Origin of the sequence: Micromonospora sp. NPDC047557 (assembly GCF_043205095.1) — a bacterium.
Taxonomy (GTDB): domain Bacteria; phylum Actinomycetota; class Actinomycetes; order Mycobacteriales; family Micromonosporaceae; genus Micromonospora.
Map to the genome: position 1 here is coordinate 60079 of NZ_JBIDDK010000011.1, position 26811 is coordinate 86889.

Annotated in this window: 26 protein-coding genes and 1 pseudogene; 14 read left to right on the forward strand and 13 right to left on the reverse strand. The window is 73.3% G+C overall.

What is annotated here, in order from left to right; genetic code table 11:
- The first annotated feature begins 74 nt into the window (after positions 1-74).
- The 4 genes and pseudogenes from ACGGAQ_RS23425 (at position 75) to ACGGAQ_RS23440 (ending at position 2942) form a co-directional block, all read left to right on the forward strand.
- Entirely contained in the window at positions 75-440 is a 366-nt protein-coding gene (locus ACGGAQ_RS23425) for a DUF742 domain-containing protein (protein WP_363756868.1), read from the forward strand.
- The gene (locus tag ACGGAQ_RS23430; protein ID WP_393052460.1) at positions 421-1047 is read left to right on the forward strand and encodes an ATP/GTP-binding protein; all 627 of its coding nucleotides are present in this window, start codon (positions 421-423) and stop codon (positions 1045-1047) included. The genes ACGGAQ_RS23425 and ACGGAQ_RS23430 overlap by 20 nt, the downstream gene beginning before the upstream one ends.
- 210 nt (positions 1048-1257) lie before the next feature.
- A pseudogene (locus ACGGAQ_RS23435) lies at positions 1258-1758 on the forward strand (SAM-dependent methyltransferase); the annotation flags it as partial.
- Entirely contained in the window at positions 1755-2942 is a 1188-nt protein-coding gene (locus ACGGAQ_RS23440) for an NADH-quinone oxidoreductase subunit D (RefSeq protein WP_393052461.1), read from the forward strand. The pseudogene ACGGAQ_RS23435 and the gene ACGGAQ_RS23440, both read left to right, overlap by 4 nt.
- 4 nt (positions 2943-2946) lie before the next feature.
- Here ACGGAQ_RS23440 and ACGGAQ_RS23445 read toward each other — a convergent pair whose 3' ends face one another.
- From ACGGAQ_RS23445 to ACGGAQ_RS23460, 4 genes are all read right to left on the reverse strand, one after another.
- Positions 2947-4797: a hypothetical protein gene (locus ACGGAQ_RS23445; RefSeq protein ID WP_393052462.1), complete on the reverse strand. Its 1851-nt coding sequence runs from the start codon at positions 4795-4797 to the stop codon at positions 2947-2949.
- A gap of 109 nt (positions 4798-4906) precedes the next feature.
- Entirely contained in the window at positions 4907-5911 is a 1005-nt protein-coding gene (locus ACGGAQ_RS23450; RefSeq protein ID WP_393052464.1) for a glycine betaine ABC transporter substrate-binding protein, read from the reverse strand.
- A 217-nt stretch (positions 5912-6128) separates the two neighbouring features.
- Positions 6129-6866: an ABC transporter permease gene (locus ACGGAQ_RS23455; protein ID WP_393052465.1), complete on the reverse strand. Its 738-nt coding sequence runs from the start codon at positions 6864-6866 to the stop codon at positions 6129-6131.
- Positions 6863-7549 carry an ABC transporter permease gene (locus ACGGAQ_RS23460; RefSeq protein ID WP_393052467.1) on the reverse strand — a complete coding sequence of 229 codons (687 nt, stop codon included), beginning with the start codon at positions 7547-7549 and terminating at the stop codon, positions 6863-6865. The genes ACGGAQ_RS23455 and ACGGAQ_RS23460 overlap by 4 nt, the downstream gene beginning before the upstream one ends.
- A gap of 2 nt (positions 7550-7551) precedes the next feature.
- Here ACGGAQ_RS23460 and ACGGAQ_RS23465 point away from each other — a divergent pair, with 2 nt between their 5' ends.
- On the forward strand, positions 7552-8556 hold the full coding sequence (locus ACGGAQ_RS23465; RefSeq protein ID WP_393052469.1) for an ABC transporter ATP-binding protein: 1005 nt from the start codon (positions 7552-7554) through the stop codon (positions 8554-8556).
- Between the two features lie 54 nt (positions 8557-8610).
- Here the strand turns inward: ACGGAQ_RS23465 and ACGGAQ_RS23470 are convergent, their stop codons facing one another.
- The 7 genes from ACGGAQ_RS23470 to folP all read right to left on the reverse strand — a co-directional run bounded on the left by ACGGAQ_RS23470 (position 8611) and on the right by folP (position 13206).
- Positions 8611-9111, reverse strand: a complete 501-nt coding sequence (locus tag ACGGAQ_RS23470; RefSeq protein ID WP_393052470.1) for a hypothetical protein — start codon at positions 9109-9111, stop codon at positions 8611-8613.
- Between the two features lie 56 nt (positions 9112-9167).
- The gene (locus ACGGAQ_RS23475) at positions 9168-9476 is read right to left on the reverse strand and encodes a hypothetical protein (protein WP_234587453.1); all 309 of its coding nucleotides are present in this window, start codon (positions 9474-9476) and stop codon (positions 9168-9170) included.
- A gap of 52 nt (positions 9477-9528) precedes the next feature.
- Complete coding sequence (locus ACGGAQ_RS23480) at positions 9529-10743, reverse strand: ABC transporter permease (RefSeq protein ID WP_393052471.1); 1215 nt, start codon at positions 10741-10743, stop codon at positions 9529-9531.
- A 118-nt stretch (positions 10744-10861) separates the two neighbouring features.
- On the reverse strand, positions 10862-11401 hold the full coding sequence (locus ACGGAQ_RS23485) for a DUF3180 domain-containing protein (protein ID WP_393052472.1): 540 nt from the start codon (positions 11399-11401) through the stop codon (positions 10862-10864).
- A gap of 19 nt (positions 11402-11420) precedes the next feature.
- Positions 11421-11948, reverse strand: coding sequence for a 2-amino-4-hydroxy-6-hydroxymethyldihydropteridine diphosphokinase (folK, locus tag ACGGAQ_RS23490; RefSeq protein ID WP_393052474.1), 528 nt, complete (start codon positions 11946-11948; stop codon positions 11421-11423).
- Entirely contained in the window at positions 11945-12310 is a 366-nt protein-coding gene (folB, locus tag ACGGAQ_RS23495; RefSeq protein WP_234587444.1) for a dihydroneopterin aldolase, read from the reverse strand. Before folB ends, folK begins: the two co-directional genes overlap by 4 nt.
- A complete protein-coding gene (folP, locus tag ACGGAQ_RS23500) occupies positions 12307-13206 on the reverse strand; it encodes a dihydropteroate synthase (protein ID WP_393052476.1) in 900 nt (299 codons plus the stop codon). The genes folB and folP overlap by 4 nt, the downstream gene beginning before the upstream one ends.
- Positions 13207-13552: 346 nt before the next feature.
- On the opposite strand from folP, the gene ACGGAQ_RS23505 reads away from it, so the two are divergent.
- The 7 genes from ACGGAQ_RS23505 to ACGGAQ_RS23535 are packed head-to-tail and all read left to right on the forward strand — an operon-like array spanning position 13553 to position 21966.
- The gene (locus ACGGAQ_RS23505; RefSeq protein WP_030327982.1) at positions 13553-13867 is read left to right on the forward strand and encodes a hypothetical protein; all 315 of its coding nucleotides are present in this window, start codon (positions 13553-13555) and stop codon (positions 13865-13867) included.
- Between the two features lie 13 nt (positions 13868-13880).
- Entirely contained in the window at positions 13881-14243 is a 363-nt protein-coding gene (locus ACGGAQ_RS23510; protein WP_252417346.1) for a hypothetical protein, read from the forward strand.
- Between the two features lie 49 nt (positions 14244-14292).
- Positions 14293-17673 carry an ATP-binding protein gene (locus ACGGAQ_RS23515; RefSeq protein WP_393052478.1) on the forward strand — a complete coding sequence of 1127 codons (3381 nt, stop codon included), beginning with the start codon at positions 14293-14295 and terminating at the stop codon, positions 17671-17673.
- A gap of 1 nt (position 17674) precedes the next feature.
- Positions 17675-19627 (forward strand): MFS transporter, encoded by a 1953-nt coding sequence (locus ACGGAQ_RS23520; protein WP_393052479.1) that lies wholly within the window; start codon positions 17675-17677, stop codon positions 19625-19627.
- Entirely contained in the window at positions 19624-20181 is a 558-nt protein-coding gene (locus ACGGAQ_RS23525; RefSeq protein WP_393052481.1) for a hypothetical protein, read from the forward strand. Before ACGGAQ_RS23520 ends, ACGGAQ_RS23525 begins: the two co-directional genes overlap by 4 nt.
- The gene (locus ACGGAQ_RS23530) at positions 20178-21353 is read left to right on the forward strand and encodes a M23 family metallopeptidase (RefSeq protein ID WP_393052483.1); all 1176 of its coding nucleotides are present in this window, start codon (positions 20178-20180) and stop codon (positions 21351-21353) included. The genes ACGGAQ_RS23525 and ACGGAQ_RS23530 overlap by 4 nt, the downstream gene beginning before the upstream one ends.
- Before the next feature lie 13 nt (positions 21354-21366).
- Positions 21367-21966 (forward strand): hypothetical protein, encoded by a 600-nt coding sequence (locus ACGGAQ_RS23535; RefSeq protein WP_393052485.1) that lies wholly within the window; start codon positions 21367-21369, stop codon positions 21964-21966.
- A gap of 3 nt (positions 21967-21969) precedes the next feature.
- On the opposite strand, the gene ACGGAQ_RS23540 is transcribed toward ACGGAQ_RS23535, so the two are convergent.
- Positions 21970-22527, reverse strand: a complete 558-nt coding sequence (locus ACGGAQ_RS23540) for a hypothetical protein (protein WP_393052487.1) — start codon at positions 22525-22527, stop codon at positions 21970-21972.
- 194 nt (positions 22528-22721) lie between these two features.
- Between ACGGAQ_RS23540 and ACGGAQ_RS23545 the strand changes: the two genes are divergently transcribed.
- Together ACGGAQ_RS23545 and ACGGAQ_RS23550 are read left to right on the forward strand one after the other, a co-directional pair.
- The gene (locus ACGGAQ_RS23545; protein ID WP_393052488.1) at positions 22722-25283 is read left to right on the forward strand and encodes an FtsK/SpoIIIE domain-containing protein; all 2562 of its coding nucleotides are present in this window, start codon (positions 22722-22724) and stop codon (positions 25281-25283) included.
- A 46-nt stretch (positions 25284-25329) separates the two neighbouring features.
- The gene (locus tag ACGGAQ_RS23550) at positions 25330-26031 is read left to right on the forward strand and encodes a hypothetical protein (RefSeq protein ID WP_393052690.1); all 702 of its coding nucleotides are present in this window, start codon (positions 25330-25332) and stop codon (positions 26029-26031) included.
- Between the two features lie 83 nt (positions 26032-26114).
- Here ACGGAQ_RS23550 and folE read toward each other — a convergent pair whose 3' ends face one another.
- Positions 26115-26780 carry a GTP cyclohydrolase I FolE gene (folE, locus tag ACGGAQ_RS23555; protein ID WP_393052692.1) on the reverse strand — a complete coding sequence of 222 codons (666 nt, stop codon included), beginning with the start codon at positions 26778-26780 and terminating at the stop codon, positions 26115-26117.
- Positions 26781-26811: the final 31 nt, after the last annotated feature.

Consider the following 26811-nt stretch of genomic DNA (forward strand, 5'->3'; position numbering starts at 1 on the left):
GCGCGCGGGCCGTGCGCCGGATCAGGGATGGGAGGCGGTGTGGGCCGGCTCCGCTGGGGAGGAGGTGATCGTGGATGGACCAACGGCGCGCTGACCCGCGCGGCGCTCTGGTGCGTCCGTACGCGGTCACCCGTGGTCGTACCGAGCCCCGGCAGGACATCGCCCTCGAGGCGGTCCTCACGTCCTCTCCCACCCAGGTTGCCGAGTCCCGTTTCGCGGGGCACGACAAGCACCGCATCGCCACGGTCTGCGAGGGCCGTGCACAGTCGCTGGCGGAGATCGCCGCGTACACCCGGATGCCGCTGGGCGTCGCCCGGGTGCTGGTCGCCGACATGGTGGCCGAGAGCCTGCTGACGTTACACACTGCTGCTCCCGCCGAGGGGTTCGAGGAGCGGATGGAACTGCTTGGAAGGGTGCTAAGTGGACTTCGCAGGCTATGACCCCCCCGCTGGGGGGCGGCCGAGCCGGGGAATCGTCTCCGCGAAGATCGTCGTCGCGGGCGGCTTCGGCGTCGGTAAGACGACCCTCGTCGGCTCGATCTCCGAGATCACGCCGCTGACGACCGAGGCGGTGATGACCGCCGCGGGTGTCGGCATCGACGACCCGTCCAAGGTGCCGGGCAAGGAGACCACAACGGTCGCCATGGACTTCGGCCGGATCACCATGGCCCAGGACCTGATCCTGTACCTGTTCGGTACGCCGGGTCAGACCCGCTTCTGGTTCATGTGGGACGAGATCATCCGAGGTGCGGTGGGTGCGGCCGTCCTGGTGGACACCCGCCGGATCACCGACGCGTTCGCCCCGCTGGACTACTTCGAGAACCGCAACCTGCCGTACGTGGTGGCGCTGAACCGGTTCGACGGCGCTCCCGAGTACGAGGTGGAGGAGATCCGCGAGGCGCTGGCCATCTCGCCGCAGGTGCCGCTGGTGATGACCGACGCCCGGCACCGGGATTCGGTCAAGCAGGTGCTGGTGACGGTGGTCGAGCACGCGATGCTCCGGCTCCAGGCCGAGCACGGTCGGGGCTTTCCCACGCCGGTCGGCTGAACCGCCGCGGGGGGGGGGGGGGCCCCCGGGCGGGCCCCCCCCCCCCCGCGGCCCCCCCCCCCGGGCCGCCCGGGCCCCCCGGGCGACCCCCCCCCCCCCCCCCCCCCCGGCCCCGGGGCCCCCCCCGCCCCCCCCCCCCCCCCCCCCGGGCCGCGCGGGGGGGGGGGGGGGGCCCCCCGGGGGGGGGCGGCCCCCCCCCCCCCCCCCCGCCCCCGCCCGGGCTGCCCGGAAACCCCCAGCAGTGACTACCGACGAGCCGAGATCGGCCGGAGCAGAGATGAGGCATGGGCCGACGCGGTGCGACAGATCAGCCGAGGGCTCGCGGTGGCCGTCGACTACGGGCATCTGCGGGAGGGTCGGCCGGTGGACGGGACGTTGACCGGGTATCGGGGTGGGCGGCAGGTGCCTCCGGTGCCGGACGGGTCGAGTGATGTGACCGCGCACGTGGCCATGGACTCGGTCGCCTCCGCCGGCGCGGCGGTCGCCCGGTGTGCGTACTCCCTCATCTCGCAGGCCGAGGCGCTGCGGGCGCTCGGGGCCGACGGTGGGCGACCGCCGCTGAGTCTGGCCGGCACCGACCCGGCCGGCTACGTGCGGGCGCTGGCCGCCGCGTCGGCGGTGGCCGAGCTGACCGACCCGGCCGGGCTCGGCGGACACCTGTGGCTGCACCAACCGGTCGGCATCCCGCTCCCGCCGGCCGTGGCACGATGACGGGCATGACCACCGACGCCGGGGCCCTTCGTGAACTGACCGTCGGCACCGGGGCCGGTCTGGTCGCCGGCACCGGCGATCAGCAGCTCGGCACCGACATGGTGCTCAACATCGGCCCGCAGCATCCCTCCACGCACGGCGTGCTGCGCCTGAAGCTGGTGCTCGACGGCGAGCGGGTCATCGCCTGCGAACCGATCGTCGGCTACATGCACCGGGGCGCGGAGAAGCTCTTCGAGGTGCGCGACTACCGGCAGATCATCGTGCTGGCCAACCGGCACGACTGGCTCTCGGCGTTCTCGAACGAGCTGGGTGTGGTGCTCGCGGTGGAACGCCTGATGGGCATGGAGGTGCCGGAGCGGGCCACCTGGCTGCGGATGGCTCTCGCCGAGCTGAACCGGGTGCTCAACCACCTGATGTTCCTCGGCTCCTACCCGCTGGAGATCGGGGCCATCACGCCGGTCTTCTACGCCTTCCGGGAACGGGAGACCATCCAGGCCGTGATGGAGGAGGTCTCCGGCGGCCGGATCCACTACATGTTCAACCGGGTGGGCGGGCTGAAGGAGGAGGTGCCGTACGGCTGGACCGGGCGGGCCCGCGCGGCGATCGGCGAGGTCCGCCGGCGGTTGCCTGACCTCGACCATCTGATCCGGCGTAATGAGATCTTCCTGGCCCGCACGGTGGGCGTGGGCGTGCTGTCCGCGGCCGACGCCGCCGCGTTCGGCGCGTCCGGGCCGGTGGCCCGAGCCTCCGGACTCGACCTGGACCTGCGCCGCGACGACCCCTACCTTGCGTACGACGAGCTGGACGTGCCGGTGGTGACCAAGACCGCCGGGGACTGCCACGCCCGCTTCGAGGTGCTGCTCGACCAGGTGTACGTCTCGCTGGATCTCGCCGAGCAGTGCCTGGACCGGGTGGACCAGCTGACCGGGCCGATCAACACCCGCCTGCCGAAGGTGCTCAAGGCGCCGGAGGGGCACACGTACGCCTGGACGGAGAACCCGCTCGGCATCAACGGCTACTACCTGGTGTCGCGCGGCGAGAAGACCCCCTGGCGGTTGAAGCTGCGCACCGCCTCGTACGCGAACGTGCAGGCGCTGGCCACCCTGCTCCCCGGCTGCCTCGTGCCGGACCTGATCGCCATCCTCGGCTCGATGTTCTTCGTGGTCGGCGACATCGACAAGTGACGCGTCAACGCCAGCGGTCGCCGGGCGGGGCGCCGCCGGCACGCGGCACGTCGTCCTGCGGCGGGTAGCCGTACCGCTCCTCGACCCGGCGGCGGCCGGCCCGCTCGGGGGCGGGCTCCGGCTCGTGGCCGCGCTGGCGCGGCGGGCGCCACTCGTCCGGCACGGGCACGCCGCCGACCGGCAGCGCCGGCCGGCCGCCCGGCTCGGACCGGTGGTACGACTCGCGCTCGTCCTGCCAGCGCGGGTCGTCGTGCCGGCGCTGGTCCTCGTGCCGACGGGCGTCCTCGTGGCGACGTGGATCCTCGTGGCGGCGTGGGTCCTCGTGGCGGACGGACGCCCAGCGGTCCGCCATCCGGTACTCGGTCCCCGTGGCGTCGGCGTGCACCTCGGCCCGGCGTTCCCCGACGTGCAGCTCACGGCCGTTCTCGTCGTCCCGGACGGCCGCCCACCGGTCGCCGGCCCGCAACTGCGACCAGTACTCGCCGGTGTCGTCCGCCCGCAGGGCGGGACCGGGCTGCGGCGCACCGGCGTAATCGGGCTCGGCCTGCTCCGACCAGCCACGGTCGTCGTGCTGCGATCGGCCGCCCCAGGCGGGCTCGTCGGCCTGGGCGTACACGTCGCGTTGGCCGGTCCACTCCGGCTCGTCGCGGCGAGCCGTCCAGCCCGGCTCCTCGTCGCCGCGGTCGGGCCCGTTCCGGTCGGAGCCCGAGCCGTCCCGTGCGCCCCTCCAACCGGACTCACCCCGGGCGGCGGGCTGCTGACCCCACGACCGGTCGTCGACGGGCCGAGCCCGGTCGTCGGCTGGGCGGGCACGGTCGTCGCCGTACGTGGCCCGGGGGTTCTCCGGCTCGCCCCACGAGCGGTCGGCCGGCCGGGCACGTCCCTCCGGGCCGCCGCCCCGGGTCCATTCCTGGGCCGGCGGGGTCCACTGGCCGGCGTACCCGCCGCCGTAGCGCCCGCCCGGCTCGGCCGGTCCGCCGTCGACGACGGTGTGCCGGGTGGTGACATGCACGGTCTCGGTGTGCCGGACCACGCCCACCGGCCGGTGCGCCGGCTCCGAGCGGTCATGCTCACGCGGGCGGTCATGTTCACGGGGGCGGTCGTGCTCACGCGGGCGGGGAGCGGCGGCGTATCCGGCCGCGGGCCGGTCGGCGCCGTACACACCGCCGGCGGCCGGCTCGGGGGGCGCGTCGGCGGCGGCGCGGTGGCGGTACGCCGGTTCATCGTCGGCGCGCTCGTCGCGACCCCACCGATCGGCGGCCTCGTCCGGGGCCGGCACCCGAACCCGACCAGCCACCTCGCCCGGACCCCGAACCCGGCCGGCGGCCTCCTCCGGAGCGGGCACCCGGACCCGGGCGACCGGGGCGTCGCCGGGGACCGGTACCCGGCTGCGGGCGGGCGGAGTCTCGTCCACCGGGTCGGCGGCGGGCACCCGCACCCGCCCGGCGCCTGCCGGCTCGGCCGGCGGGGCGGCGCCGGCGAGGGCCGCTCCGGTGGCATCGAGGCGGCGGCGGACCGCCGCGATTCCCTCCTGGGCTCGCTGCGCCTGGTCGAGCGCCTGGTTGCCGCGCTGCGCGGCGGCCACGATCTCGGCGCGCAACTCCCGGCGCAGCTCCTCGATCTCGTCCAGCAGCTCATCGGCCCGAGCGTCGTCGCCGTCGGGGCGCAACGCGATGGAGAGGCCGATCAGGACCACCGCCACGATGGCGAGCACCGCCGCGAAGCGCAGCGGGCCGTTACCGTCAGCGACCAGAAGGATCAGCGCCGCCACCGGGGCCAGGGCCACGCCGCCCCAGAAGAGCACGGTCAGCAACAGCGGTTGACGCCGGGCGTCGGGGGTGACCGGGGCTGGCATGGCTGTGCAGCCTACCGACGATCCCCAGCGGAGGGAACGGGCCCCGGACGCGCGGACGCCCCCGCCCCGAGAAGGGGAGGGGGCGTCCACGGCACACCCGTAAGGAGCCTCAGCTGGTGGCGAAGGCACTGTCCGAGGAGAAGACCAGACCAACGCTGATCTTGCCCTCACGCAGTCCGTTCTTGGTCAGCGGCCCGCCCTGGTCCAGCGAGGAGAACGAGCCCACCGAGAGCCCGTACGTCTTCTCCAGGCCCGGCTTGCAGAACGTACGCTGCTGGCACTCCGGCGGGCCGCCCAGCACCGTCGCGCTGCCGGAGCACTTCGCGGCCAGCTCGGAGAGGGTCCGCACGCCGTTCTTGTCGGCGAACTCCTGGGTGACCGCGAACGCGTTCTGGTCCTGCGCGGCGGCCGGAGTGCCGAAGGTGATGCCCACCTTGTCGCCCTCGGCCTTGAGCTTGGTCACCGTCGTGTTGATGTCGGGCGAGGACACCGGCTGGGCGTTCTTGCCGTTGGCCTTGGTGTTGAGGAACTCGGCCATGGTCGACGCGTACTCCGGGACGACCTGGATCTCGCCCTTCTCCAGCGCCGGCTCGTACAGCTCCCGGTTGCCGATCTGCTGCACCTTGACCTGGTAACCGGCGGCGGTGAGCACGATCCGGTACAGCTCGCCCAGGGTCTGACTCTCGCTGAAGTTGCCGGCGCCCACCACGATGTCGCCACCCGGGCCCTTGGCGATGCCCGCGGTGATGTTGTTGGCGCTGGCGAACTCCTCGGCGGCCACCTTGGGAGTCTTGCGGTCGGCGTCGACGGCCTTGTTGAGCTGGATCAGCTTCGGGGTGTCGAGCGCCGCGGAGACCTTGTCCAGCGCGGCGATCAGCTGCGGGTTGGCCACCTTGCTGTTGACCGCCGGAATGACGTTGTCGGAGTTCTGGAGCTTCTTGTCGTCCGTCAGAGCGATGAGCTGCTGACCGGCGACCGGGGCGCACCCGGCGCCGGAGGCGCTCGTCTGGGGGGCGTCGGTGCCGGACGAGCCGGCATCACCACACCCGGTGAGGAGTGCTGCTCCGGCGACAGCGCCGATGGCGCCGATCGCCAGACGTGTACGTGCGCGCATGTGTGCCGCCCGCCTTCCGTGTCCCGGCGCGACCCGTCCCGGGCCGGCCGCGTGTCCGACGGGCGATCCTGGCTGTCGGCCGCCCGCGACTTCCACCCAACATGGTCCGGGAGCGACCGACAACCCGGGATGGGCTTCGTCACCGCATCGTCACCGACCGGCCCGCCGCTGGTCGCCGCTTCGGCGTCCGCTCACCCGGACGGATCGCGACGGCGCGTCAGGCGCGGCCGGTGGCGTCGGCCGGCCGGGCGCGGCCCGCGCGCTGCCGTCCGCGTCGCAGCGGACGGGGGGTGACCAGGTGTTCGACGATCCCGAGGAGCAGCTCGGCCAGCAGTGCCAGGCCGGCCACCAGCACACCGCCGGCCACGATCTGCCCGCCACCGGCGGCGATGCTCAGACCGAATCCGGTACGGATGATCTCGCCGAGACCGCCACCGTTGACGAACGAGGCCAGCGCGGTCGTGGCGATGACCTGCACGGCGGCGGTCCGGAAGCCGGCCGCCAGGTACGGCACCGCGAGCGGCAGCTCCACCCGACGCAGCAACTGCCCGCCGGACAGGCCCATCCCACGGGCCGCGTCGCGCGCCTCCGGGTCGGCCTGACGTACGCCGGTGTAGGCGTTGGCCAGCAGCGGTGGAATGGCGAAGACGGCGAGCGCCACCACCACCGGCGTACGCCCGAAGCCGAGGAAGGTCAGCGGCAGGATGGTCAGCAGCGCCAGGGTGGGAATGGCCAGGGTGGCGTTGGACACCAGCACCACCAGACCGCCGCCGCGGCCGGTGTGCCCGAGCCACAGCCCGACCGGCCAGGCCACCAGGCAGCCCAGCGCCACCGCCAGGGCGGAGATCGTCAGGTGCTCGCCGAGCCGGTCCAGGATGCCGCCCGGGTTGCTCCAGTTCAGGGGGTCGTTGAGCCAGAGCACCGCCTGGTGCACGGGGTTCGCCGCAGCGCTCACCGGACACCCCGGGCGGACCAGGGGGTGATCAGCCGGCCGACGAGGACCAGCAGCAGGTCCAGCAGCACCGCGAGCGCCACGCAGAGCACCGTACCGGTCATGATCTCGGCCTTGTAGAGGTTGTTCTGGAAGCCCGCGAAGATCAGTTGGCCGAGGCCGCCGTGCCCCACCAGCACGCCGACGGTGACCAGCGCGACAGTCGACACGGTGGCCAGGCGCAACCCGGTCAGGATGCCGGGGATCGCCAGCGGCAGGTCGATCCGGAAGAGCCGCCGCCAGCGGCCGTAGCCCATGCCCTCGGCGGCCTCGCCGACCTCCGGCGGCACCTGGTTGAGCCCCGCCACCACGTTGCGGACGATCAGCAGCAGCGCGTACAGGACCAACCCGACCAGCACGGTGGTGGCGCCGGTGCCCAGGTACGGCGCGATGAACGCGAACAGCGCCAGTGACGGGATGGTGTAGATCACGCCGGTGACGCCGAGGATCGGGCCGGCCAGCGGGCGGACCCAGTACGCGAGCACGGACAACGGCAGGGCGATCAGCACCGCGATCAGCACCGCGCGTCCCGTGAGGGAGGCGTGTTCGCGCATGGCGGCGAGGATCGTGTCAGAGTTGTCCCGCACGTACTGCCAGGAGAACCAGGGGTTACCCGGGTCGGCCCGGTAGCTCAGGCGGAAGGACATACGTGGACGTTACCCCGGAGGCCGCCAGCGTGGCCGAATCCCCTCGCGCGGCGTCGATCTCCCTGCAGGGCATCGGAAAGCGCTACCCGAACGGCACCGAGGCCGTGCGGGACCTGAGCCTGGACGTCAAGGCCGGCGAGCTGGTGGTGCTGATCGGCCCGTCCGGCTGCGGCAAGTCGACAGTGCTCCGCATGGTCAACCGTCTGATCGAGCCGACGGCCGGGCGGATCATGCTCGGCGACGAGGACGTCACCGACGTCGACCCGGTGCGGCTACGTCGCCGGATCGGCTACGTGATCCAGAACGTCGGCCTCTTTCCACACCAGACGGTCCGGGCGAACGTGGCGACCGTCCCGGGTCTGCTCCGCTGGTCCCGGGATCGGACCCGGGCCCGCGTCGACGAGCTGCTCGACCTGGTCGGTCTGGACCCGGCCCAGTTCGGCCGCCGCTATCCGCACGAGCTGTCGGGTGGGCAGCGGCAGCGGGTCGGCGTGGCCCGCGCGCTCGCCGCGGACCCGGTGGTGCTGCTGATGGACGAGCCGTTCTCGGCCGTCGACCCGATCGTCCGGGCCCGCCTGCAGGAGGAGTTCCTCCGCCTCCAGGCCGAGGTCCGCAAGACGATCGTGCTGGTCACCCACGACCTCGACGAGGCCGTCCGGCTCGGTGACCGGATCGCCGTGCTCTCCCAGGGCGGGCATCTTGAGCAGTACGACACGCCGGCCGCCCTGCTCGGCGCGCCGGCCACTCCGTTCGTCCGCGAATTCGTCGGAGCCGACCGGGGCATCCGCCGGCTGGCGGTCACCCCGCTCGACCGGGAGTCCCTGGAGCCGGTGCCCTCAGGCGCCGCCGCGGATCTGCCCACCGTGGCGCTGGACGGCACGGCGTACGACGCGCTGGCGGTACTGCTCACGTCGGGACGGGATCAGCTCGTCGTGACCGACGACGGCCGCCCGGTGGGCGCGCTGAGCCGCCAGCGGCTGCTCGACCTGGGCCGCTCGACGGGCTGACCCGGCCGCTGACCGGCCCGGCGGCGTCACCCGTTCCACCTGGCGTCGCTCGGGTCAGGCGCGACCACCGAGGCTCGCGGTGCCGATGATCCAGCCGGTGAGGAAGCCGTAGCCGGCGCCGCTGCTGGCGTCCTGCAGTGCCGCCAGCAGCGACGGGTCCGGGCCGAGCAGCGCCGCCAGCACGGCGGCGAGCCCGCCGGCCAGCACGTACGCGGCCCAGCCGGAGAAGAACTGGCTGACCGGGCCGGGCACCCGGGCCACCTGCGCGGCGGGCAGCAGATAGAGCAGCACTACCGCGAGGACCACCAGCGCGACGGCCCGCAGGTCGGCGGCGAACAGACCGCCGGCCTGCCCGTCCGCGTCCAGCCGCCAGGCCGGCCAGGCGAGCAGGCGCAGGTAGAAGCCGCCGGCCGAGTCCGGGTCGGTAAGCGTCGCGGCGGCCCAGCCGGTGTACGCCGGGCTGCCACAGATGCCGACCAGCAGCAGTACGGCGAGCGCGCCGGTGCCGGCGGCCGTCCCGTAGCCGCTGACCGGGCCGGTACGGACGAGTCCCATGATCCGCCCAGGTCCCGTGCCGGTTGGCCGGGCGGACCTGGGCTGCCCCGAACGGCTCAGTGCTTCAGCAGGTAGTCGATGAAGGCGGCCCGCAGCAGCGGCGCCGACTCCTCGTAGCCGTGCCCGGTCAGCTCCCGCCACAAGGCGTTCGCCTCGTCGATGGTCGGGCCGATCGAGTTGGGCGCGCCGTCCAGCACCGTGGCCTCGTCCGCGTTCGGCAGGTGCCGCAGCACCGACCAGTAGAACCCCACGTCGCGACGCTCCCGCGCCCGGGCGAACGCCCGCTCCCGCAGTTCCTCCGTGGACAGCGCGTCGAGTTCCTCGAACGAGGTTCCGCCGGGGGTGGCGGCAGGTGTGTCGGTCATGCGGCGAGCCTAACGGTCGAGATCAGCGCCGGCTCGGCGGACGGGACACGGCTCACCGGTCGTCGGCGTCCCAGTGCCGTGGGCCGGTCTCCCAGCGGGGGTCACGCCACGGGTCGGTCGGTTCCGGCGCGAGGGGTGTCGGCAGCGTCGGAGGCCAGTTTTCGGCCGACTGTGGCCGGGGCACGTTCCATCCCGTGCTGATCGTGCCGTCGCCCACCGGCTCGATCTTCTCCACGTGGCCCGGCCGGGGCCGCCCGAACGTCTCGACCAGCCGGGTCACCAGCAGCCCGACGCCGAGCGCCACGCCACCGAGCGCCCACTGACTCACCGTCCAGTCGCGCTCCGGCGCGTACGCCTGAAAGACGGTGACCAGGCCGACCGCCAGCACCGTGCCGAACACCCCGCCGCGGCGGCCGTACGCGCTGGTGCCGCCGAGCAGGGACACGCCGAAGGCCAGGACGGTCCAGTCCAGCCCGGAGGTGGGCGTGACCGCCCCAGGGCCGTTGGCGGCGAGCAGAACGCCGGCGAGCGCGGCCAGCACCGTGGAACCAACCAGCGCGATGGCGGCGACCACGGCGGCCAGCGCGCCCCGGCGACGGGCCGGGTCGGCCACCGGCCGGTACCGACCCACCAGCCGGCGGATCGACCTGATCGTGCCGAACAGACCGCCGAGGACCGCGACGGCGGCGAACCCGGCGAAGAGGTAGCCGGCCGTACGCCTCGGGTCGTAGTCCCCCTGCACCAGAATCGACGTCGAACGGCGTTCGATGAACACCACGACCCCGGCCGCCGCGGCCAGGCTCGCCGCCCAGGCGGGCACCTGTAACACCACCACAGCCAGCGCCAACACGAAACCGCCCACCGCGGCGACCACGACGGCCGACCCCACGGACGGCGCCAGACCCCGATCGCCCTGTTCCGCGTAGTGCAGCGCGGCGGCGACCGCGACCGGCCCGACGGCCAGGTTGGGGACGGCGGTGCGCAGGCTCAGCCCGGCGGCGAGAGCGAGCAGCCCGAGGCCGACCGCGCCGACCAGCAACGTACGCAGACCGGCACCGCGCAGCGTGCCCGGGTCGGCCCGCCAGAGCAGCCAGCCCAGGGCGGCGAGACCGACCAGCAGCAGGAGTTCCCAGAACACGTGCACGCCGACGCGGTCCCGGCCAGGCTCGCCGTGGGTGGGATCGTCGAAGACGTTCTCCAGGACGGCGGCAGGAACCCCGGACGAGGGTTCGACCGACCGGTCCCGGCCCGTGTCCTCGTACGCCATGGCACCGCCTCCCCACTGGCCGGCCGTCCCGGTCCGGCGCACGGACGGATCGGGGGCGACCGTTGCTCTCCGATCGGAGGCACCGTACCCGCGCCCGGAGCCAGGCGTAACCCCCTGCTCAGCGCTGGCCGGGACGGCTCTGGCGCTGGTCGGGCTCGTGCTCGTCGTCCGGACGCTCCGGGACCCGGCAGGACCGCTCCAGCCAGAGCGCGGCCCCCACCAGCGCCAGCGACGCCAGCAGCCCGCTCCCGGCGGCCGGCCGATCCTCGATGGCGGCCCGGGTGGTCTCGACGAAGAGCCACCCGCTGAGCCCGGCGTAGAAACCGGCGAAGATGGCCCCGGCCAGCGCCGACGCCTTGGCCAGCACCACGAAGCGGGCGACCATCAACGGGTTCACCGGATCCCGGCCGGGCTTGCGCTCGACGCGACCGCGGGTGTTGACGGCCGCGTACGCCTCCAGCACCGCGAGCGCGGCAAGCGTCACCACCGGCAGCCACGGCAGACGGGGGATGCCGCTGTAGTAGAGGGTGCTGATCAGCAGCCAGGCCACCGCCGCCGCACCCAGGGCGGCCACGACCAGGGTCGAGATCCGGGTGGGGCCCATCCGCGACCGGTCCGGGCCCGGCCCGCCCGGTGGTGGGGACTTCGCCTGCGTCATGCCGGCCGGCTCCACTGGGTCATGCCGTCGACTCTAACGCCAGTTCCGGCCGGGGACGCAGTTCCAGCGCCTCGTCGGCGACCGGGCCGGCGGTGAGCAGGTCGGTCAACCAGCCGTGGCCGGGCAGCCGCCCGTACGGCTGGATGTCGATCCACGGTCGCAGCACGAACGCGCGCAGGTGCGCCCGGGGGTGCGGCAGGGTCAGCTCCTCCTCGTCGCTGAGCACCGGCTCGTCGTCGTCGCCCCAGACCGCGATCACGTCCACGTCGAGGGTGCGCGGCCCGAACCGCCGCTGCGGGTCACGGACCCGGCCGGCCGCGCGCTCCGCGGCCCGGGCCCGCTCCAGCCAGTCGCGGGGCGTGGCGGCGGCGTCCTGGGCCAGCAGCACCGCGTTGAGGTACGCGGGCTGGTCGGCGTCCCCCCACGGTGGAGTCTCGTACACGCCGGAGACCACCAGCACGGTGTCGCCGAGCGTGGTGACGGCCGTCCGGAGGTGCTCCAGGCGGTCGCCGAGATTGCTGCCGAGCGAGAGCACGGCCCGGGTCATCGGGTACGCGTCCGGGTCATCGTGACGGCCACGTCGGTGAACGTGTGCGGGACCGGCGCCTCCGGCTTGTGCACGGTGACCGTGGCGGTGCGGACCCGCTCGTCGGCCAGACAGACGGCGAGCAGCCGGTCGGCGAGGGTCTCGATCAGGTTGACCGGCTCGCCGGTCACCACCGCCACCAGACGTTCGGCCAGCTCGCCGTAGTGGACCGTGGCGGTGACGTCGTCGCTGGCCGCCGCCGGGGCGAGGTCCAACTCCAGGACCGCGTCGACCACGAAGTCCTGCCCCTGGGCCCGCTCGAAGTCGTACACCCCGTGCCGGCCGCGGGCGCGCAGGCCGGTCAACTGGATCCGGTCGCTCATCGGTCTCCCTCTCGCCGGCCGGCGGCCGCTCGTTCGGGCCGCCCAGCCGGGCTGGCTGGCACCAGGCGCGGGCTGCCGGTGGCGGCCCAGACGGCGAGCGCGTCCACGGTGGCACGCACGTCGTGCACGCGTACGCCCCAGGCGCCCGCCGCGACGGCGAGCACGCTGGTGGCCACGGTGGCGGCCTCCCGCTGGGCGGTGGGTCGCGGTGTGCCGTCGGCGCCGGCGAGCAGTCGACCGAGGTAGGACTTGCGGCTGGCGCCGAAGAGCAGCGGGTACCCGAGGTCCAGCAGCTCCGGCAGGCGAGCGCTGAGTTCCCAGTTGTGGGCGGCCGTCTTGGCGAAGCCGAGGCCGGGGTCGATGACGATGCGGTCCGCCGGGACCCCGGCGGCCAGCGCCTCGTCGATCCGCTGAGCCAGTTCGTCCCGCACATCGGTCACCACGTCGGTGTAGCTGGCCAGGTCGCGCATCTGCCGGGAGTGGCCACGCCAGTGCATGAGGACCCACGGGCAGCCGGCGTCGCGGACGACGCGGGCCATGTCGGGGTCGGCCAACCCGCCGGAGACGTCGTTGACCACCGCCGCGCCGGCACCCAACGCGGCCTCGGCCACGCGCGCCCGGCTGGTGTCGATGCTGACCGGCACACCGGCGGCGGTCAGCTCGCGGATGACCGGCAGCACCCGCTCGGCCTCCGTCACCGCGTCGATCCGCTCGGCGCCGGGACGGGTCGACTCACCGCCGATGTCGATCAGGTCCGCCCCGGCCTCGCGCAGACGGACGCCGTGTCCGACGGCCGCGTCGAGGTCGGCGTACCGTCCGCCGTCGGAGAAGGAGTCCGGCGTGACGTTGAGGACGCCCATCACCACCGGGCCCGGAGCCCGTACCAGATCGGTCACGACTAGACGGTACCGGTCGCAGCGACGGCACCCGGCGGCCCGGGTCTACCACCCCTGACGTGCTCGTTAGAACAGGTGTACGATCGGTCATCCGGGCAGCAGCAGGCAGTCCCTTCGCGGCTTGTCGCAATCCGGGGCGGCCCGTACGCTTTGGAATTGGCCAGCATCGAGATGGCGAAGCTTGGAGGGAGGGCCGAAGCGGGGGAAAAACGCCCAAACCTCGCCACCCTCCGTGGTGAGTAACGAACGCAGGGTCGAGAACGCTGCGCCCTGTGGAGCACATTTCCCGCCAGGCTCGTCCATTGCACCGCTGCGGCACCGCCGGCCGCGCTATGGGGAGGTTCCAGTGATCGCCTTCGAGCTCATGGAGACGGCGTCTTCCGGCGTCGCCCACGCGCTCTCCACCCTGGCGTCGGCTCCACTCGCGGAGCCGGCACCGAAGGGGATCGACACCAACAGTGTCGTCACCTTCTTCGCCAGCAAGATCGCGCCGATCCTGCTCGCCGTCCTGGGCGTCATCTTCATCGGTCGCGCCAGCCGGGGCGAGATCTCCAAGGTCCTGACCAGCTCCGCGATCGCCATCGTCGGGCTGGCCTTCATCGCCGGCGCGGCAACACTCTTCTTCGTCGGCGATTACCTGATCGACCTGATCTTCGAATAGGCGCGTTCACCAGATGCGGCTACGCACCGACGACGACATCTACCGGGCCCGCCTGGTCTACCTCGGGCCGCCCGGCTACACCCTTCCGGTCCACCTGCCCTACGCCCAGTACGGGCTCTTCATGCTGCTCGTCCCCCTCTACATGTTCATCCACTGGCTGTTCACGTTGAACGTCGAACTCTTCCCAGCCTGGGAGATCGCGCTCGCCATCGTGACCACGTCGTTCATCTTCCGGCACGTCGACCCCGACCGGCCGGCGCGGGTGGTCATCCGCACCGCGCTGACCGACTGGCGACGTACCCGGGAGCCGGCGATCGAGCAGCGCGACCCGCGTCTGGTCGGCAGCCGGATCAGGATCCGGGAGGAGCTGGCATGACCGGGCGTACGCCGAGCGGTCTGTTGCACGACGCGGGTGAGGCGGTCGCATGAGTCGCTCTTCCACGCCGGGTTCCCCGGCCGGCCGCCCGGCCGTGCCGGCCAGTCACCGTGCGCAGTCATTCGATTACCCGGAGACCGAGGACGAGGTGGCGCTCGACCCCGCGCTGGTGACCTCGCCCGGCCACGGCGCGGTCGGTGTGTTCCAGGCGCCTCGGCCGGTCACCCGCCGGACACCGCCCGCCGAGCCCAGCGCGGTCTCGGCCGGCGAGAACGCCGACATCGACTCGCCGTTCCTGGACCTGTTCGGTGGCGCGCGACCTGGTGGTCCACGGGCCGTGACGGCGGGACCCGCGACCCGGAGCCAGCCGACGGCCCCGCAGCAGCCGCCCGCGGTCGCCCCGACCCCGGCCCGACCGGCGCCCGAGTTGGAGCCACCGTGGACGCCCGACGACCGGTCCACCAGCGACCGGTCGGCCATCGAGCCACGACGGGCGGACGCCTACCCGGCCGGTGAATCCCGGGTGCCGCATCAGGCGGGCGACCGACGTCCGATGCGGTACCCCTCGGACGACCCCGAGCCGACCGCCGCAGGTGTGTCCGCGTCGACGGCCATCGGCCCGGCACCTCGGACGTCCAGCGCCGGACCCGTCGTCCCACCGACCGCATCGGTGCAGCCTCCGACCGCGCCGGCGGAACGGCCGGCCACCGCCGCCCCGAGCGACCGGCCGGCCCTGGAGCGGACGCCGCGCCGCCCCGGGTCGGAGCGACCCAAGGGGGCCGGAAAGGAAGTCGCCCCACCGCGCCAGCGGGCCGCGAGCAACCAGGACCGGCCGATCAAGCCGACCCGGGTCCGCGCCCCGAAGATCAAATTCGGCGACCGGGATCCGTCGGTCGAGCTGGCCATCACCGAGATCGCCGGCCACCTGACCTTCACCCCGAACACGGTCACCGCCTGGTACTGGCTGCCCGAGGTCCGCTGGGCCTTCCGCCCGGACGCCGAGCGTGAGGCGCTGCTGTCGGCGATCTCCGAGCAGTACGCGGGCCTGGCCGGTTTCCGGCTGCACCTGCGCCGGACCACCCGCCCGTTCCCCGCCGACGAGTGGGCGCGCACCATCGACGCGCACACCCCGGCACCGCTGCCCGACGTCGCCGGCACCACCGGCTGGGCGGACCACCTGGTCGCCGCCCAGCGGCACCTCATGGCCGTCAACCATGCCGAGGGGCAGACCTACCTGGGCGTCACCTTCGCCCGCCGCTCCCTCGGCGACTCCATGACCGAACGCCTGCTGCGCACCTTCGGTCGGGGCACCGCCGAGGGCGAGCGTCGCAAGCTGGGCCGCACCGTGGAACAGTTCGACGAGGTTCTCGGCGCGTTCGGCATGCGCGGCCGACGGGTCACCGCCCAGGAGCTGGAGTGGCTGCTCTACCGCTCGGTGGCGCTGTGCATGGCACCCCCGGGCCGGCTCTCCCCGGTGACCGACGGCCGCTGGGAGCGCGGTGACCTGCTCGCCCTGACCGAGCAGGTCGAGCGTTACCGCACCCCGTACGGCTCGACCGTGAAACTGGTCAACCGGATGACCGGCGAGGAACGGCACGTGGCAGTGCTCGCCGTCGGCCGGATGGAGCCGCTGGAGATCCCCGAACGGCACGAGCCCTGGCTGCACTTCCACGAGCGACTGCCCTGGCCGATGGAGATCTCCACCCGGGTCGACATCCTCGGTTCCGGCGACTCGTTCCGCAATCTCGAACACCGGCTGCGGATGATCCGCTCCCAGCAACTCGACTACGCCGAGCACGGCATCGACGCGCCACCGGAGCTGGAACGCCTCGCCAAGCGGGCGCTGGTGATCGGCGACGAGATGACCACCGGGCTGCCCGTCGACTCGGCCCGCGCCCACGGCTGGCACCGGATCGCGGTCGGCGGCCGGACCAGGGAGGAGTGCCTGGAGCGGGCCCGGCGGCTCATCCAGCTCTACTCCCGGGAGCTGCGCATCTCCCTACAGCACCCGAAGAACCAGGACTGGCTGGCTCGCGAGTTCATCCCCGGCGAGCCCATCGCCAACACCGGCTACGTCCGCCGGATGCCGGTACCGCTGCTCGCCGCCGCGCTCCCCCAGGCCGCGTCCACCGTCGGTGACCGCCGGGGCGACCTCATCGGGCGTACCGCCGGCACCTGCCGCCGCCCCGTCTTCCTCGACCTGCACTTCCCCATGGAGGTACGCGAACGCTCCGGGCTCGCGGTCTTCGTGGCCGAGCCGGGCGGCGGCAAGTCGACCCTGCTCGGCGCGCTGGGCTACCTCGCCGCCCGACGAGGGGTCCAGGTGACCCTGCTCGACCCGTCCGGGCCGCTGGCCCGGCTCTGCGCCATGCCCGAGCTGCGGCCGTACTCCCGGGTGTTGAACCTGACCGGTTCGGAGCACGGCACCCTGGCGCCCTACTCGCTCATCCCGACGCCACTGCGCAGTGAGTTCGCCACCGGCGCCGCCGGTGACCGCGAGTTCGAGATCGCTGTCTCCAACGCCCGGGCCGAGCGGCGCATGCTGGTCCAGGACATCTGCATGATGCTCGTGCCGCCGCAGGTGGCCCGCGAGGCGTCGACCGCCACCCTGTTCCGGCACGCCGTCCGGCAGGTCCCCGCCGAAGAGACGTCCACCCTGGACGACGTGGTGAGCTGCCTCGGGCGGCTCGACGACGACGCCGGCAAGGAGCTGGCGAACCTGCTCCTGGACACCGCTGAGATGCCACTGGCCATGCTCTTCTTCGGTCGGCCGCCGGAGGGTCTGCTCGGTGCCGACGCGGCGCTCACCGTGATCACGATGGCCGGGCTCCGGCTGCCCGACCTCAAGATCGAACGAGAGTACTGGTCGGCCGAGGAGGCCCTCGCCCTGCCGATGCTGCACACCGCGCACCGGCTCGCCGTCCGCCGCTGCTACGGCGGGTCGATGTCGTCCCGCAAGCTCGTCGGCCTCGACGAGGCGCACTTCATGGAGGGCTGGCGGTCCGGCCGGTCGTTCCTGGTGCGGCTCGCCCGGGACTCCCGGAAGTGGAACCTCGCGGCGCTGGTCGCCTCGCAGAACCCCCGCGACATCCTCGGCCTCGACGTCCAGAACCTGGTCTCCACCGTCTTCGTCGGCCGGATCGCCGAGGACGCCGAGATCGCCTCCGAAGCGCTGCGGCTGCTGCGGGTGCCGGTCAACGACGGGTACGAGGCCACCCTGGCCTCGCTCTCCGCCGCCGACACCAACTCGGCCAACCGCCTCGGTTTCCGCGAGTTCGTGATGCGCGACGTCGACGGCCGGGTGCAGAAGGTCCGCGTCGACGTCTCGTACGTCGACGGCCTGCTGGATCACCTCGACACGACGCCCGCCGCGATCGCCGCGGCGGCCGGAGTCCTGCCGAGCATCTCCCTGCCGGATCTGGAGGCGTGACATGGCTGGGCCCCGGGCACGGATCGCGTCGTTCCTGCTCGCGCTCGGCGTGCTGGCCGGGGCCACCCTCAGCTGGCCGCTGCTCGGCGCGGAGGCGGCCGCAGCCGCGCCACCGGTCGCCCAGGCCCGAGCCGACCTCTGCACGACAGCCGAATGGCAAGCGGACTTCCAGGCCTGCGTCGGGAAGCTCCAGGCGGTCAGCGAGGACGAGGTCAAGTGCCGTAACGCGCCGACCCCGGGCACGCCGGACTCCGGCCTCGCCGGCTGGTTCGCCGCCGCGCCCCCGGCTGAGGCGGCGAACGGGGTAGCCGGTCGGTACAGCCTCTACGGATACGCGGGTTACAGCTACAACACCTACGACATCGACGGCGGATGCGCGTCGAGCGTGCTGCATCCGGATTACAAGTTCACCACGACGGTCGCAAACGGCGAGTTCATGGTCGCCACGGCGATCATCGGTGCCTCGAACGCGCTCAGAGAACGCGCCTGGGATCCCGGCTCGATGTGGGGCTGGGCCGACCCGCTGGTCGAGAAGGCGACCAAGGCCGTCTACGAGAAGGTGTTCAGCGTCTTCGGGATCGTCACGCTGTGCGTAGTGGGGCTCTATCTGCTCTGGCGATCTCGCCAGTCCGACATGAGCAACGCTATGACCACCGCCGGCTGGGCCTTGTTGGTGATGGTCGCCGTCACGGCGCTCGCCGCCTGGCCGGTGAAATCAGCGAACATCGCGGACGGCGCGCTTGTCACCAGCCTCGGGGTGGTGCACGACGCGGTGGGCCCGCAAGCGAAGGAACCTGCACCCGGACGCTGCATCGATCCAGATCGCTGCAAGGACCTCAGAACCCCGGCCGTCCGCGCGAGCGACACCGCTACCGAGACAATGCTCTATCGGAACTGGGTCCGGGGAGTCCTCGGATCGGCGGACAGCGAGACGGCCCGCAAGTACGGTCCGGCGCTGTACGACGCCAAGGCGCTGTCGTGGGACGAGGTCGAGAAGATGCGCGCCAACCCGGCCACCCGGGAGGCGACGATCAAGGCCAAGCAGCAGCAGTGGGCGCGGGTGGCCGAGCAGATCCAGACCGAGGACCCGGAGGCGTACGAGTACCTCCAGGGTGTCCGGGACATGGACCGGGTCGGGGCCGGGTTCATCGCGGTGCTGGCCTCGGTCCTGTTCGCCATGTTCGACCTGACCGCGTCGCTGCTGGTCCTGCTGGGCTTCCTGATCTTCCGATGGGCGGTGATCGCGGCACCCATCCTGGGCACGGTGGGGTTGCTCCGCCCGGCCAGTGCCGGCCTACGACGGCTCGCGAACGCCGTGGTCGCCGCGATCTTCAACATCGCCATCTTCGGCACCGGGGCCGCCATCTACCTGTTCGCGGTCGATCTGATCATGAGTACGCCCACGCTGCCCGGCTGGCTCCAGGTGGTGCTGGTGTGGTTGTGCGGGGTGGTCGGCTGGCTGCTGCTGCGGCCGTACCGGCGGATCACCCAGCTCGGCGGTAAGGACAGCAGCGAGGCGGTCAGCTCGGCCGGGTCCTGGCACCGCCGGTTCTTCCGGGACATGCGGACGGCGGCCCGGCTCGACGTGGCCGAGCCCGGGGGCACGATGGAACCGGTGGGCGGACGCCGCCGGTCGCCGGATGCCGAGCAGACCCGGCTGCGTCCGGAGGCACGCCGGGAAGACCCGGCCCCGACGCCGACGCCGACACCGGTCGCGGGCCGAGGCGCCAGCGACGGTCGACCGGACGGCCAGGAACGCGCCGATGAGGCGCCGACGAAGGAGACCGGCAACCGAGGTCGTCCGGTGCCGCCGCAGCCCCGTCGACGACAGCCGGCAACCTGGACCGAACCGGACGTGCCGTCGGAGAACCCGTCGTTCGTGGTCTACCGGCCCGGCTCCACCGAACGTGCGCCGGATCGCACCGGACCGCGGGTGCGCTCAGAGGCTCGGTGACCGCGATGCGACGGGCCCTGGAATTCCTCTTCACCCGGGCGCTGCGGTCCCGACTGGGAGTGGCGGTGGTGATCGCGGTACTGATCTTCGGGGTGATCGGGGCGGCCCGCCTCGCGTCCGGTCCGATGGACCCGGCGGACGGCTTGAGCAGCCGACCGAACCGGCCGATCACCACCGTCGACCCGACGGCCGGTGACGACGGGGTGACCTCCACCGAGGCTCCGCCGTCGCCGGTCACCCGGCCCGGCGCCCGCACGCCGGAGCAGACCGCCGACCGGTTCGCCTCCGCCTGGCTCGGCCGACCCGGAATGACGGCGGAACAGTGGCAGGCCGGGCTGCGGCCGTTGTCGACCCCGGCGCTGACCGAGAAGCTGGCCGGCGCCGAGCCCGGCGGGGTGCCGGCCGAGAACGTGACCGGCCCAGCATCGGTACGATCGCGCACCGACACCTTCGTCGAGGTGCTGCTACCGCTCGACACCGGGCGGCTCCGGTTGGAGCTGGTGGTGGCGGACGAGGGTTGGCTGGTCGACGTGGTGGACTGGGAGCGACAGTGACCGCCGGCCGAGCAGGCCGTGCCCTTCGCCGCCCGATTCGGGTCGGCGTGATCGCCTCGGTGCTCACCGGGCTGCTGCTCCTGCTCTGCTGCACCGGAGGCACCGCGGCGTTCTTCCTCAGCGGTCTCGGCGGCGACGCGGAGGACGGGGACACCCTGGCCGGTTGGGGCTGCGGACCCGTGCGGCCGGTCGACATCGCCGGCGAACTGCCCCGGTTTGCCGAGTACGGCGACGCGCAGATCCGCAACGCGGCGATCATCATCAAGGTCGGTCAGGACATGGGGGTGCCCTCGCGTGGCTGGGTGATCGCCCTGGCCACCGCGATGCAGGAGTCCGCGCTGCGTAATCTGGCGAACACCGGGGTGCCCGCCTCGCTCGCCCTGCCGCACGAGGGCGTCGGCGCGGACCACGACTCATTGGGTCTGTTCCAGCAGCGGCCGGGGTGGGGTTCGGTCGCCGAGCGGATGACTCCCGCGTACACGGCCCGGAAGTTCTACGAGAAGCTCGTGAAGGTGCGCAGTTGGCAGCGCCGACCGCTGACCGTCGTGGCCCAGCAGGTGCAGATCAGCGCCTATCCGGACGCGTACGCCAAGCACGAGGAGCTGGCCAGCAAGATCGTGGACGCGCTGGCCGGTGGCGCGGCCCGCACCGTCGAGATCAACGGCAAGGCGGTGTGCGACGCGGCCGAGCGCGGCCAGATCGCCGCCTCCGGCTGGACCGCGCCGATCTCCGGTGACGTCGGCTCCGGCTTCCGGACCGCCGAGCGACCCAGCCACAACGGTGTCGACATCGGAGCGGCCAAGGGCACCGAGATCCGCGCCGCGGCCGCCGGCCGGGTGCTGGTAGCCCGCTGCGACCCGGACAATCGCGGACGGCGGAGCTGTGACGTGGACGGGTACCCCGGCAAGGGCGGCTGTGGCTGGTTCGTCGACATCCTGCACGCCGGCGGCTACATCACCCGGTACTGCCACATGGTGGTCCACCCCCGGGTCGCACCCGATCAGATCGTGCCGGCCGGCGAGGTGATCGGGCAGGTGGGCAGCAGCGGTAACTCGTCCGGCCCGCACCTGCACTTCGAGGTGCACCTGCGCAACGACCGGTCCAGCCGGGGCGCGGTCGACCCTATTCCGTTCATGCGCGAGCGGGGCGCCCCGCTGCGCGCCGCGGAGTGAGGCTGTCACGGGCATGACCGGACCGATGCCGGACCCGTTCGCCGACCAGCCGGACTGGGCGCCCCGGCCACCCCGCCCACTGGCCATCGTGCCCGCGACCGGACGCGTGGAGTTACGCGGGCAGCGGGTGCTGGTCGGTCTGCCCGGGCTGGGCTGGCGAGGCGACCTGCGCGCGGACGACGGCGTCGTGCAGGGTGCTCGGACCTACGTGCCGGTCATCCCGGAGCACGAGTGGTACCGGGCCGAGGCCGACCAGGTCGAGGTGTTCGCGCCGCTGGTGCCGGTGGAGCGGGTCTGGGTGGAGACGATCGGTGAACGGCCCGGATCGGACGGCACCCGGGATACCGGGATCCGGCTGGTCTCGCTGGACGGGCCGTCCCATCGGTCCCCCACGCCCGTCTTCGAGGCGGACGCGGTGACCGGACGCCGGGTGGTGCACGTCGAGGGTGGGCTGGAACACCGGGACATGCGGGCCGTCACCGAGACCTACTCGGGGGCCGAGGGCGACATCTGCGTCCGGATCACGCCAGAAGTGGAGTGGTACCGCTGGGCCTGGCGTGGCCAGTCACCCACCACCCTGGAGGTTCCGGTCCATCTGCTGTGGATCGAGTGACGGTCAGCTCACTTTCGCCCCGCTGCAGACCCGCCAGCCTTCCTGCTTTCGGACGTCAAACTGCCAAGTGTCCGTCAAGCTCTGCTGGGTTCCATCTACCGTCGCGCTGCGGCGAACAGTCGTCACGACGGTGGCGGTGTTGCCCTGATCCTTGACTTCAAGGCTGCCCCAACTGACCAAGATGGTGACGTCTAGTTGCTGCTCACGCGTGAGCAGGTCGGCTCGTAGCGCCCGAAGTGGTTCCAGTTGCGTCCCGCCCTCGCACGTGTACTGGTCAGCTCGTGCGTCGTTGCGGTCCACGAGAAATGCGCGCAGGTAGTTGTCGACGACCACGTCGGGGGCGCTGCGGTCGGGGGCCGCCGCGCGGGTGTACAGCACGTACCCCGTCGCCACCGCACCGAGGCAGAGCAGGGCGAGCACCCCACCGACCACGGTGAGCACGGTACGCAGTCGGCGGCGGCGCGGTTGTGGCGCCGGCGCTGGCGGGGCCGGCGGCAGCTGCTCGGACGGAGTCCGTTGGGCCGGTACGCGGGAGACCTGGGAACCGGCGGGGGGCTGCACTGATTCCACCTCCTGAAGTTAACGGCTGGACGGCCCGGAGCCAATGCCTCAGATCCAGCGGATCGTGACGGACCCCTCCCCACCGGTGAGATCCGCGACAACACCGGCGCACCGCCGCGGTACCTCCCGGAGGAGCGGCTCCGGCTGGGATACCGTCACTGCTCGGGGAGGGGTTGCCAACCTCGGGTGAGGGGGTGGACACGGTGGCCGGTCCGAAGGCACGCACGAACCGAGCGGCGGCGCTGCACCGCCAGGCCGCAGCTGTCGTGACCGCCGCCGCCGGCATCCTCGACGAGACTCGACCGGCCCCCGCGGATCAGCGCCGCCAGTACGAGTTGGCCGACCGACTGCGAGTGGTTGCCACGCGGCTGGCCCCGGGCTGGTCGGGCGCCAATCTGGACTCGCTCACCGTGGATTCTCCGGCGGGTGACGGCCCGCCGCCCTTCGTGCGGGTGGGTACGGCGGCGCCGTTGGATGACGCCCGTTTCCCCGCGCTCGTGCCGTTGATCGGGGCCGGGCACCTGAGTGTGGACGCCGACGCGCGGGAGCCCCGGGTGGCGGGGCTGCTGCGGGCCGTGCTGCTGCGGTTGCTGGGCGGGGCGCCCGCCGGCGCGCTGCTGGTGCGCGCGGTGGACGCCACGGGTGCGGTGCTCACGCCGTTCGGCGCGCTGGCCGATGCCGGGCTGCTGCCGCCACCGGCGGTGGACGTGGCGGGTCTGCGGGCGGTGTTGACGGAGGCGGAGCAGTGGGTGACCCCGGGTGCGAGCGGGCGTCGTCGCCACGACCGCACCCTGCTGCTGGTGGTCGCCGCGTTGCCGGAGCTGACCGGTCCGACCGACCTGGCGCGGATCGAGGCGCTGGCCGAGCAGGGGCCCACGGCTGGCCTGCACCTGGTGGTGGCCGGTTGGCCGCCACCGGGCCCGTACGCGTCCCGGGCGCCGTTGCCGCAGGCCACCTCACTGGTGCTGCGCAACGCGTACGCGCTGCTCGGCGACCCTCCGGGGGCGTCGTTCGCGAGCCCCGGAGCCGACCCACCGGGCGGGTTGAACTCACCGGTCTTCGTGGAGACGGACCCGCCGGCGGATCTCGTCGACGCGGTCTGTCGACGGCTCGCCGCCCAGGTGGAGGCGGGCTCCCGGTTGGCACTGGCCGATCTCCTGCCGGCGACGGGTGAGCGGCTCTGGGAGGCGGACTCCTCGGACAGTCTCACCACGATGGTGGGTGACGCCGGGGGCCGGCCGGTGCCGCTGGGCTTCACCGAGTTGACCCCGCACTGGCTGGTCAGTGGCCGGTCCGGGGCGGGGCGCGCGGCGTTCCTGACCACCGCGCTGCTGGGGCTCGCCGCCCGGTACGGCCCGGACGACCTGGCGCTCTACCTGGCGGATCTGGGCGACGGTGAGTCGTTTGTGGAGTTTCTGCAGACCGAGCGGGATCGTTCCTGGATCCCGCAGGTGCGGGCCGCGGCCATGGCCGCCGACCGGGAGTACGTCCGGGACCTGCTCGACCAGTTGACGGCCGAGGTGCAGCGCCGCGCGGAGGCCGCCGGGCGGGCCGGTGGGCAGCGCTTCGCGGAGCTGCGCCAACACCGCCCGCTGCCCCGCATCGTCTGTGTGGTGGACAATGTGCCGCTGCTCTTCGCCGCGCGGGATCGGCTGGCCGCCGAGCTGACCACGCAGGTGGGTGGGCTGGCGCGCGCTGGTCGGGCGTACGGCGTACACCTGGTGCTGGCCGGCGCGGGCGAGCTGGGATTGAGTGGCCGCGCGGACGCCGGGCACCGGGATTCGGTTCTCGGGCAGTTCCCGGTGCGGGTGGCGTTGCCGGGCGGCGGCCCGGTGCTGGAGCCGACCAACGACTCGGCCGCGGGCCTGCCGGTAGGCAGCGCGGTGGTGAACACCGCCGGAGGGCTCGGTGGCCCCCGGGGCGCGATCCGTGGCCACGAGCGGTTGATCCGGCACCCGGATCCGCTGGACCATCCGGAGGTCGTCGAGCAACTGCGGCACGAGCTGTGGGAGGCTCGGCCGGCCGGGTCGACGCCGCCCGTCGTGTTCGCCGGCTACGCTCGCCCGCTGCTGAGCAACGATCCGCGTCACCGGGCGGCTCTGGCGGGCCAGGCACACGGACCGGCCGCACTGCTCGGCCGGGCGGTGGACGTGGCCCGTACGACGGTTGCCGTTCCGATGGGGCCGGCGGCCGGGCGCAACCTCGCGGTGCTCGGCTCCGGGCCGGCGGCGGGTGGCCTGTTGGCGACGGCGGCCCGGAGCACCGCGGCTCATCATCCGCCGGGCACCGCCCGGTTCCTGGTGGCCGCGCCGGACCAGGGCGCACGCCCACTGGCGGAGGCGTTGACGGCCGAGCTGGCCGCCCGCCATCCGGCGTGCCTGGTGGACGTGCCGACGCTGCTCGCGGACACCGATGGGGAGCTGCCGACGTACCTGGTGGTCTTCGGGTTGGATCGGCCCGGGTCGCGGGAGTTGCCGGCCGACCGGTTGCGCGCGCTGCTGCGGGACGGGCCGCCGGCGGGCCGGCACCTGCTGGGCTGGTGGCGGGCGGTGCCGCCGTTCGCCGCGCTGCTGGAGCCGGACGGCGAGGTCGACAAGCTCGCCGCCGTCGTGGTGCTGGACGTGCCGGCGGCGCAGCTCGCCGCCGTCTTCGGCCGGCCGGTGGAGTGGCGGGCGCACCCGGACCGGGCGGCGCTGTGGGACGGTCCGGACGAGCGGGGCACGGTCCTGGTGCCGTTCGCCGACAAGGTGGGGTGAGCGGGCGGTGCACGCGGGAGGTGTCGGTGTGGGGTCGAACGCCACGGTGACCGGGCCGGGGCGGCAGCGGACCGCCGGGGCGGACGGCGATGGCACGCCGGCGGCCGTGGAACCCGTCAGCGGCTGGGCCGAGTACCTGGCGGCCGCGCGGCAACTGGATGCGGTCCGGCGCGGCGCGGCTGCCGCCGCCGGTGAGCAGGCCCGCTCGGCGGAGGCCGCCCGGGAGGAACTGACTGTCGTGCGTGCCGGGCTGGCGAGTCAGCAGGAGCGGCTGCGGGAGCGAGGCGTACCGGCGATCTCGCTGGTGCCGTCGCCGCCGGAGCTGACCGAGGCGGCCCGGTCGATGGTCGGCGGCCCGGCCGCCGTGCTGGCGGCGCTGCGGGCCGCGCGTGGTCGGGCCGAGGCCGCGGACGCGGCGTTGGCCGCGCGTCGCGGCCTCCGACCGGCCTCCTGGCCCGCGCGGGCGCGCAACCTCCTGGTGTACGGGCCGTTGGCGCTGCTGGTACCGCTGATCCAGGTCATCGTGTACGCGACGACGGGTACCGGCCCGGCCAGCGTGACGGCCCTGATCGGCGGCCTTCCGATGCCGGCGGTCGCCTTCGTCGTCGGCTGGGTGGGTGTCGGTCGGGTGTTCCAGGCGAGCCCCGGCGAGCGGCTGGACCGGACGGTGCGCCTCGGTGCGCTGGTCTGTCTGGTGCCGGCGGTGCTGGTCACGGCCGGCCTGCTGCTGGCCCTGCTGGCCGGCTGACCCGCCGCCGAGCAGACGACCCCGCAGACGCGACGGCCGGCCGTCCCGGGAGGGGGCGGCCGGCCGTTGTCGCGTTCGGGAGGTCAGCGGGGAATGATCAGCGCCATCGCTTCGGCCCGCGACTTGGAGTCGGACTGCAGGACGCCGCGCACCGCCGACGTGATGGTCTTGGCACCGGACTTCTGGATACCCCGCATCGCCATACACATGTGCTCGCATTCGAGCACGACGACGACGCCGCGCGGGGCGAGCTTGCTCATCAGCAGGTCGGCGACCTGCGAGGTGAGCCGCTCCTGCACCTGGGGTCGGCGGGCGAAGACCTCAACGAGGCGGGCCAGCTTGGACAGGCCGGTGATCCGTCCGTCCGGGCCGGGGATGTAGCCGATGTGCGCGCTGCCGCGGAACGGCAGCAGGTGGTGCTCGCAGAGGCTCATCACGTCGATGTCCCGGACGATCACCAGCTCTTCGTGGTTGGCCTCGAAGGTGGTGCTGAGCACCTGGGCCGGGTCGACGCGCAGGCCGGCGAAGAGCTCGGCGTACGCGCGCGCCACCCGGGCCGGGGTCTGCTTGAGCCCGTCGCGGTCCGGGTCCTCGCCGACCGCGATCAGGATCTCCCGCACGGCCTTCTCGATCCGGCCGAGGTCGACTGCGTCCTCGATCGGGCGCCCGGTCAACCGCCCGCTGATCAGCCGGGCGGCAACGTAGTCCAGCCCGTCGTCGCCGTCGGGCTCGGTCGCGGAAACGGCCAGCTCCCGGTGAGGGGAGCTGGCCGTCGGGTCG

Excerpts from the sequence above, each read along its gene's own strand:
- ACGGAQ_RS23535 (WP_393052485.1), top strand. The coding sequence starts at position 21,367 with ATGACCGGACCGATGCCGGACCCGTTCGCCGACCAGCCGGACTGGGCG.
- ACGGAQ_RS23480 (WP_393052471.1), bottom strand. The coding sequence starts at position 10,743 with ATGGCGTACGAGGACACGGGCCGGGACCGGTCGGTCGAACCCTCGTCC.
- ACGGAQ_RS23425 (WP_363756868.1), top strand. The coding sequence starts at position 75 with ATGGACCAACGGCGCGCTGACCCGCGCGGCGCTCTGGTGCGTCCGTAC.
- ACGGAQ_RS23440 (WP_393052461.1), top strand. The coding sequence starts at position 1,755 with ATGACGGGCATGACCACCGACGCCGGGGCCCTTCGTGAACTGACCGTC.
- ACGGAQ_RS23445 (WP_393052462.1), bottom strand. The coding sequence starts at position 4,797 with ATGCCAGCCCCGGTCACCCCCGACGCCCGGCGTCAACCGCTGTTGCTG.
- ACGGAQ_RS23470 (WP_393052470.1), bottom strand. The coding sequence starts at position 9,111 with ATGGGACTCGTCCGTACCGGCCCGGTCAGCGGCTACGGGACGGCCGCC.
- ACGGAQ_RS23515 (WP_393052478.1), top strand. The coding sequence starts at position 14,293 with ATGAGTCGCTCTTCCACGCCGGGTTCCCCGGCCGGCCGCCCGGCCGTG.
- ACGGAQ_RS23485 (WP_393052472.1), bottom strand. The coding sequence starts at position 11,401 with ATGACGCAGGCGAAGTCCCCACCACCGGGCGGGCCGGGCCCGGACCGG.
- folK (WP_393052474.1), bottom strand. The coding sequence starts at position 11,948 with ATGACCCGGGCCGTGCTCTCGCTCGGCAGCAATCTCGGCGACCGCCTG.
- ACGGAQ_RS23475 (WP_234587453.1), bottom strand. The coding sequence starts at position 9,476 with ATGACCGACACACCTGCCGCCACCCCCGGCGGAACCTCGTTCGAGGAA.
- ACGGAQ_RS23510 (WP_252417346.1), top strand. The coding sequence starts at position 13,881 with ATGCGGCTACGCACCGACGACGACATCTACCGGGCCCGCCTGGTCTAC.
- folB (WP_234587444.1), bottom strand. The coding sequence starts at position 12,310 with ATGAGCGACCGGATCCAGTTGACCGGCCTGCGCGCCCGCGGCCGGCAC.
- ACGGAQ_RS23520 (WP_393052479.1), top strand. The coding sequence starts at position 17,675 with ATGGCTGGGCCCCGGGCACGGATCGCGTCGTTCCTGCTCGCGCTCGGC.
- ACGGAQ_RS23450 (WP_393052464.1), bottom strand. The coding sequence starts at position 5,911 with ATGCGCGCACGTACACGTCTGGCGATCGGCGCCATCGGCGCTGTCGCC.
- ACGGAQ_RS23460 (WP_393052467.1), bottom strand. The coding sequence starts at position 7,549 with ATGTCCTTCCGCCTGAGCTACCGGGCCGACCCGGGTAACCCCTGGTTC.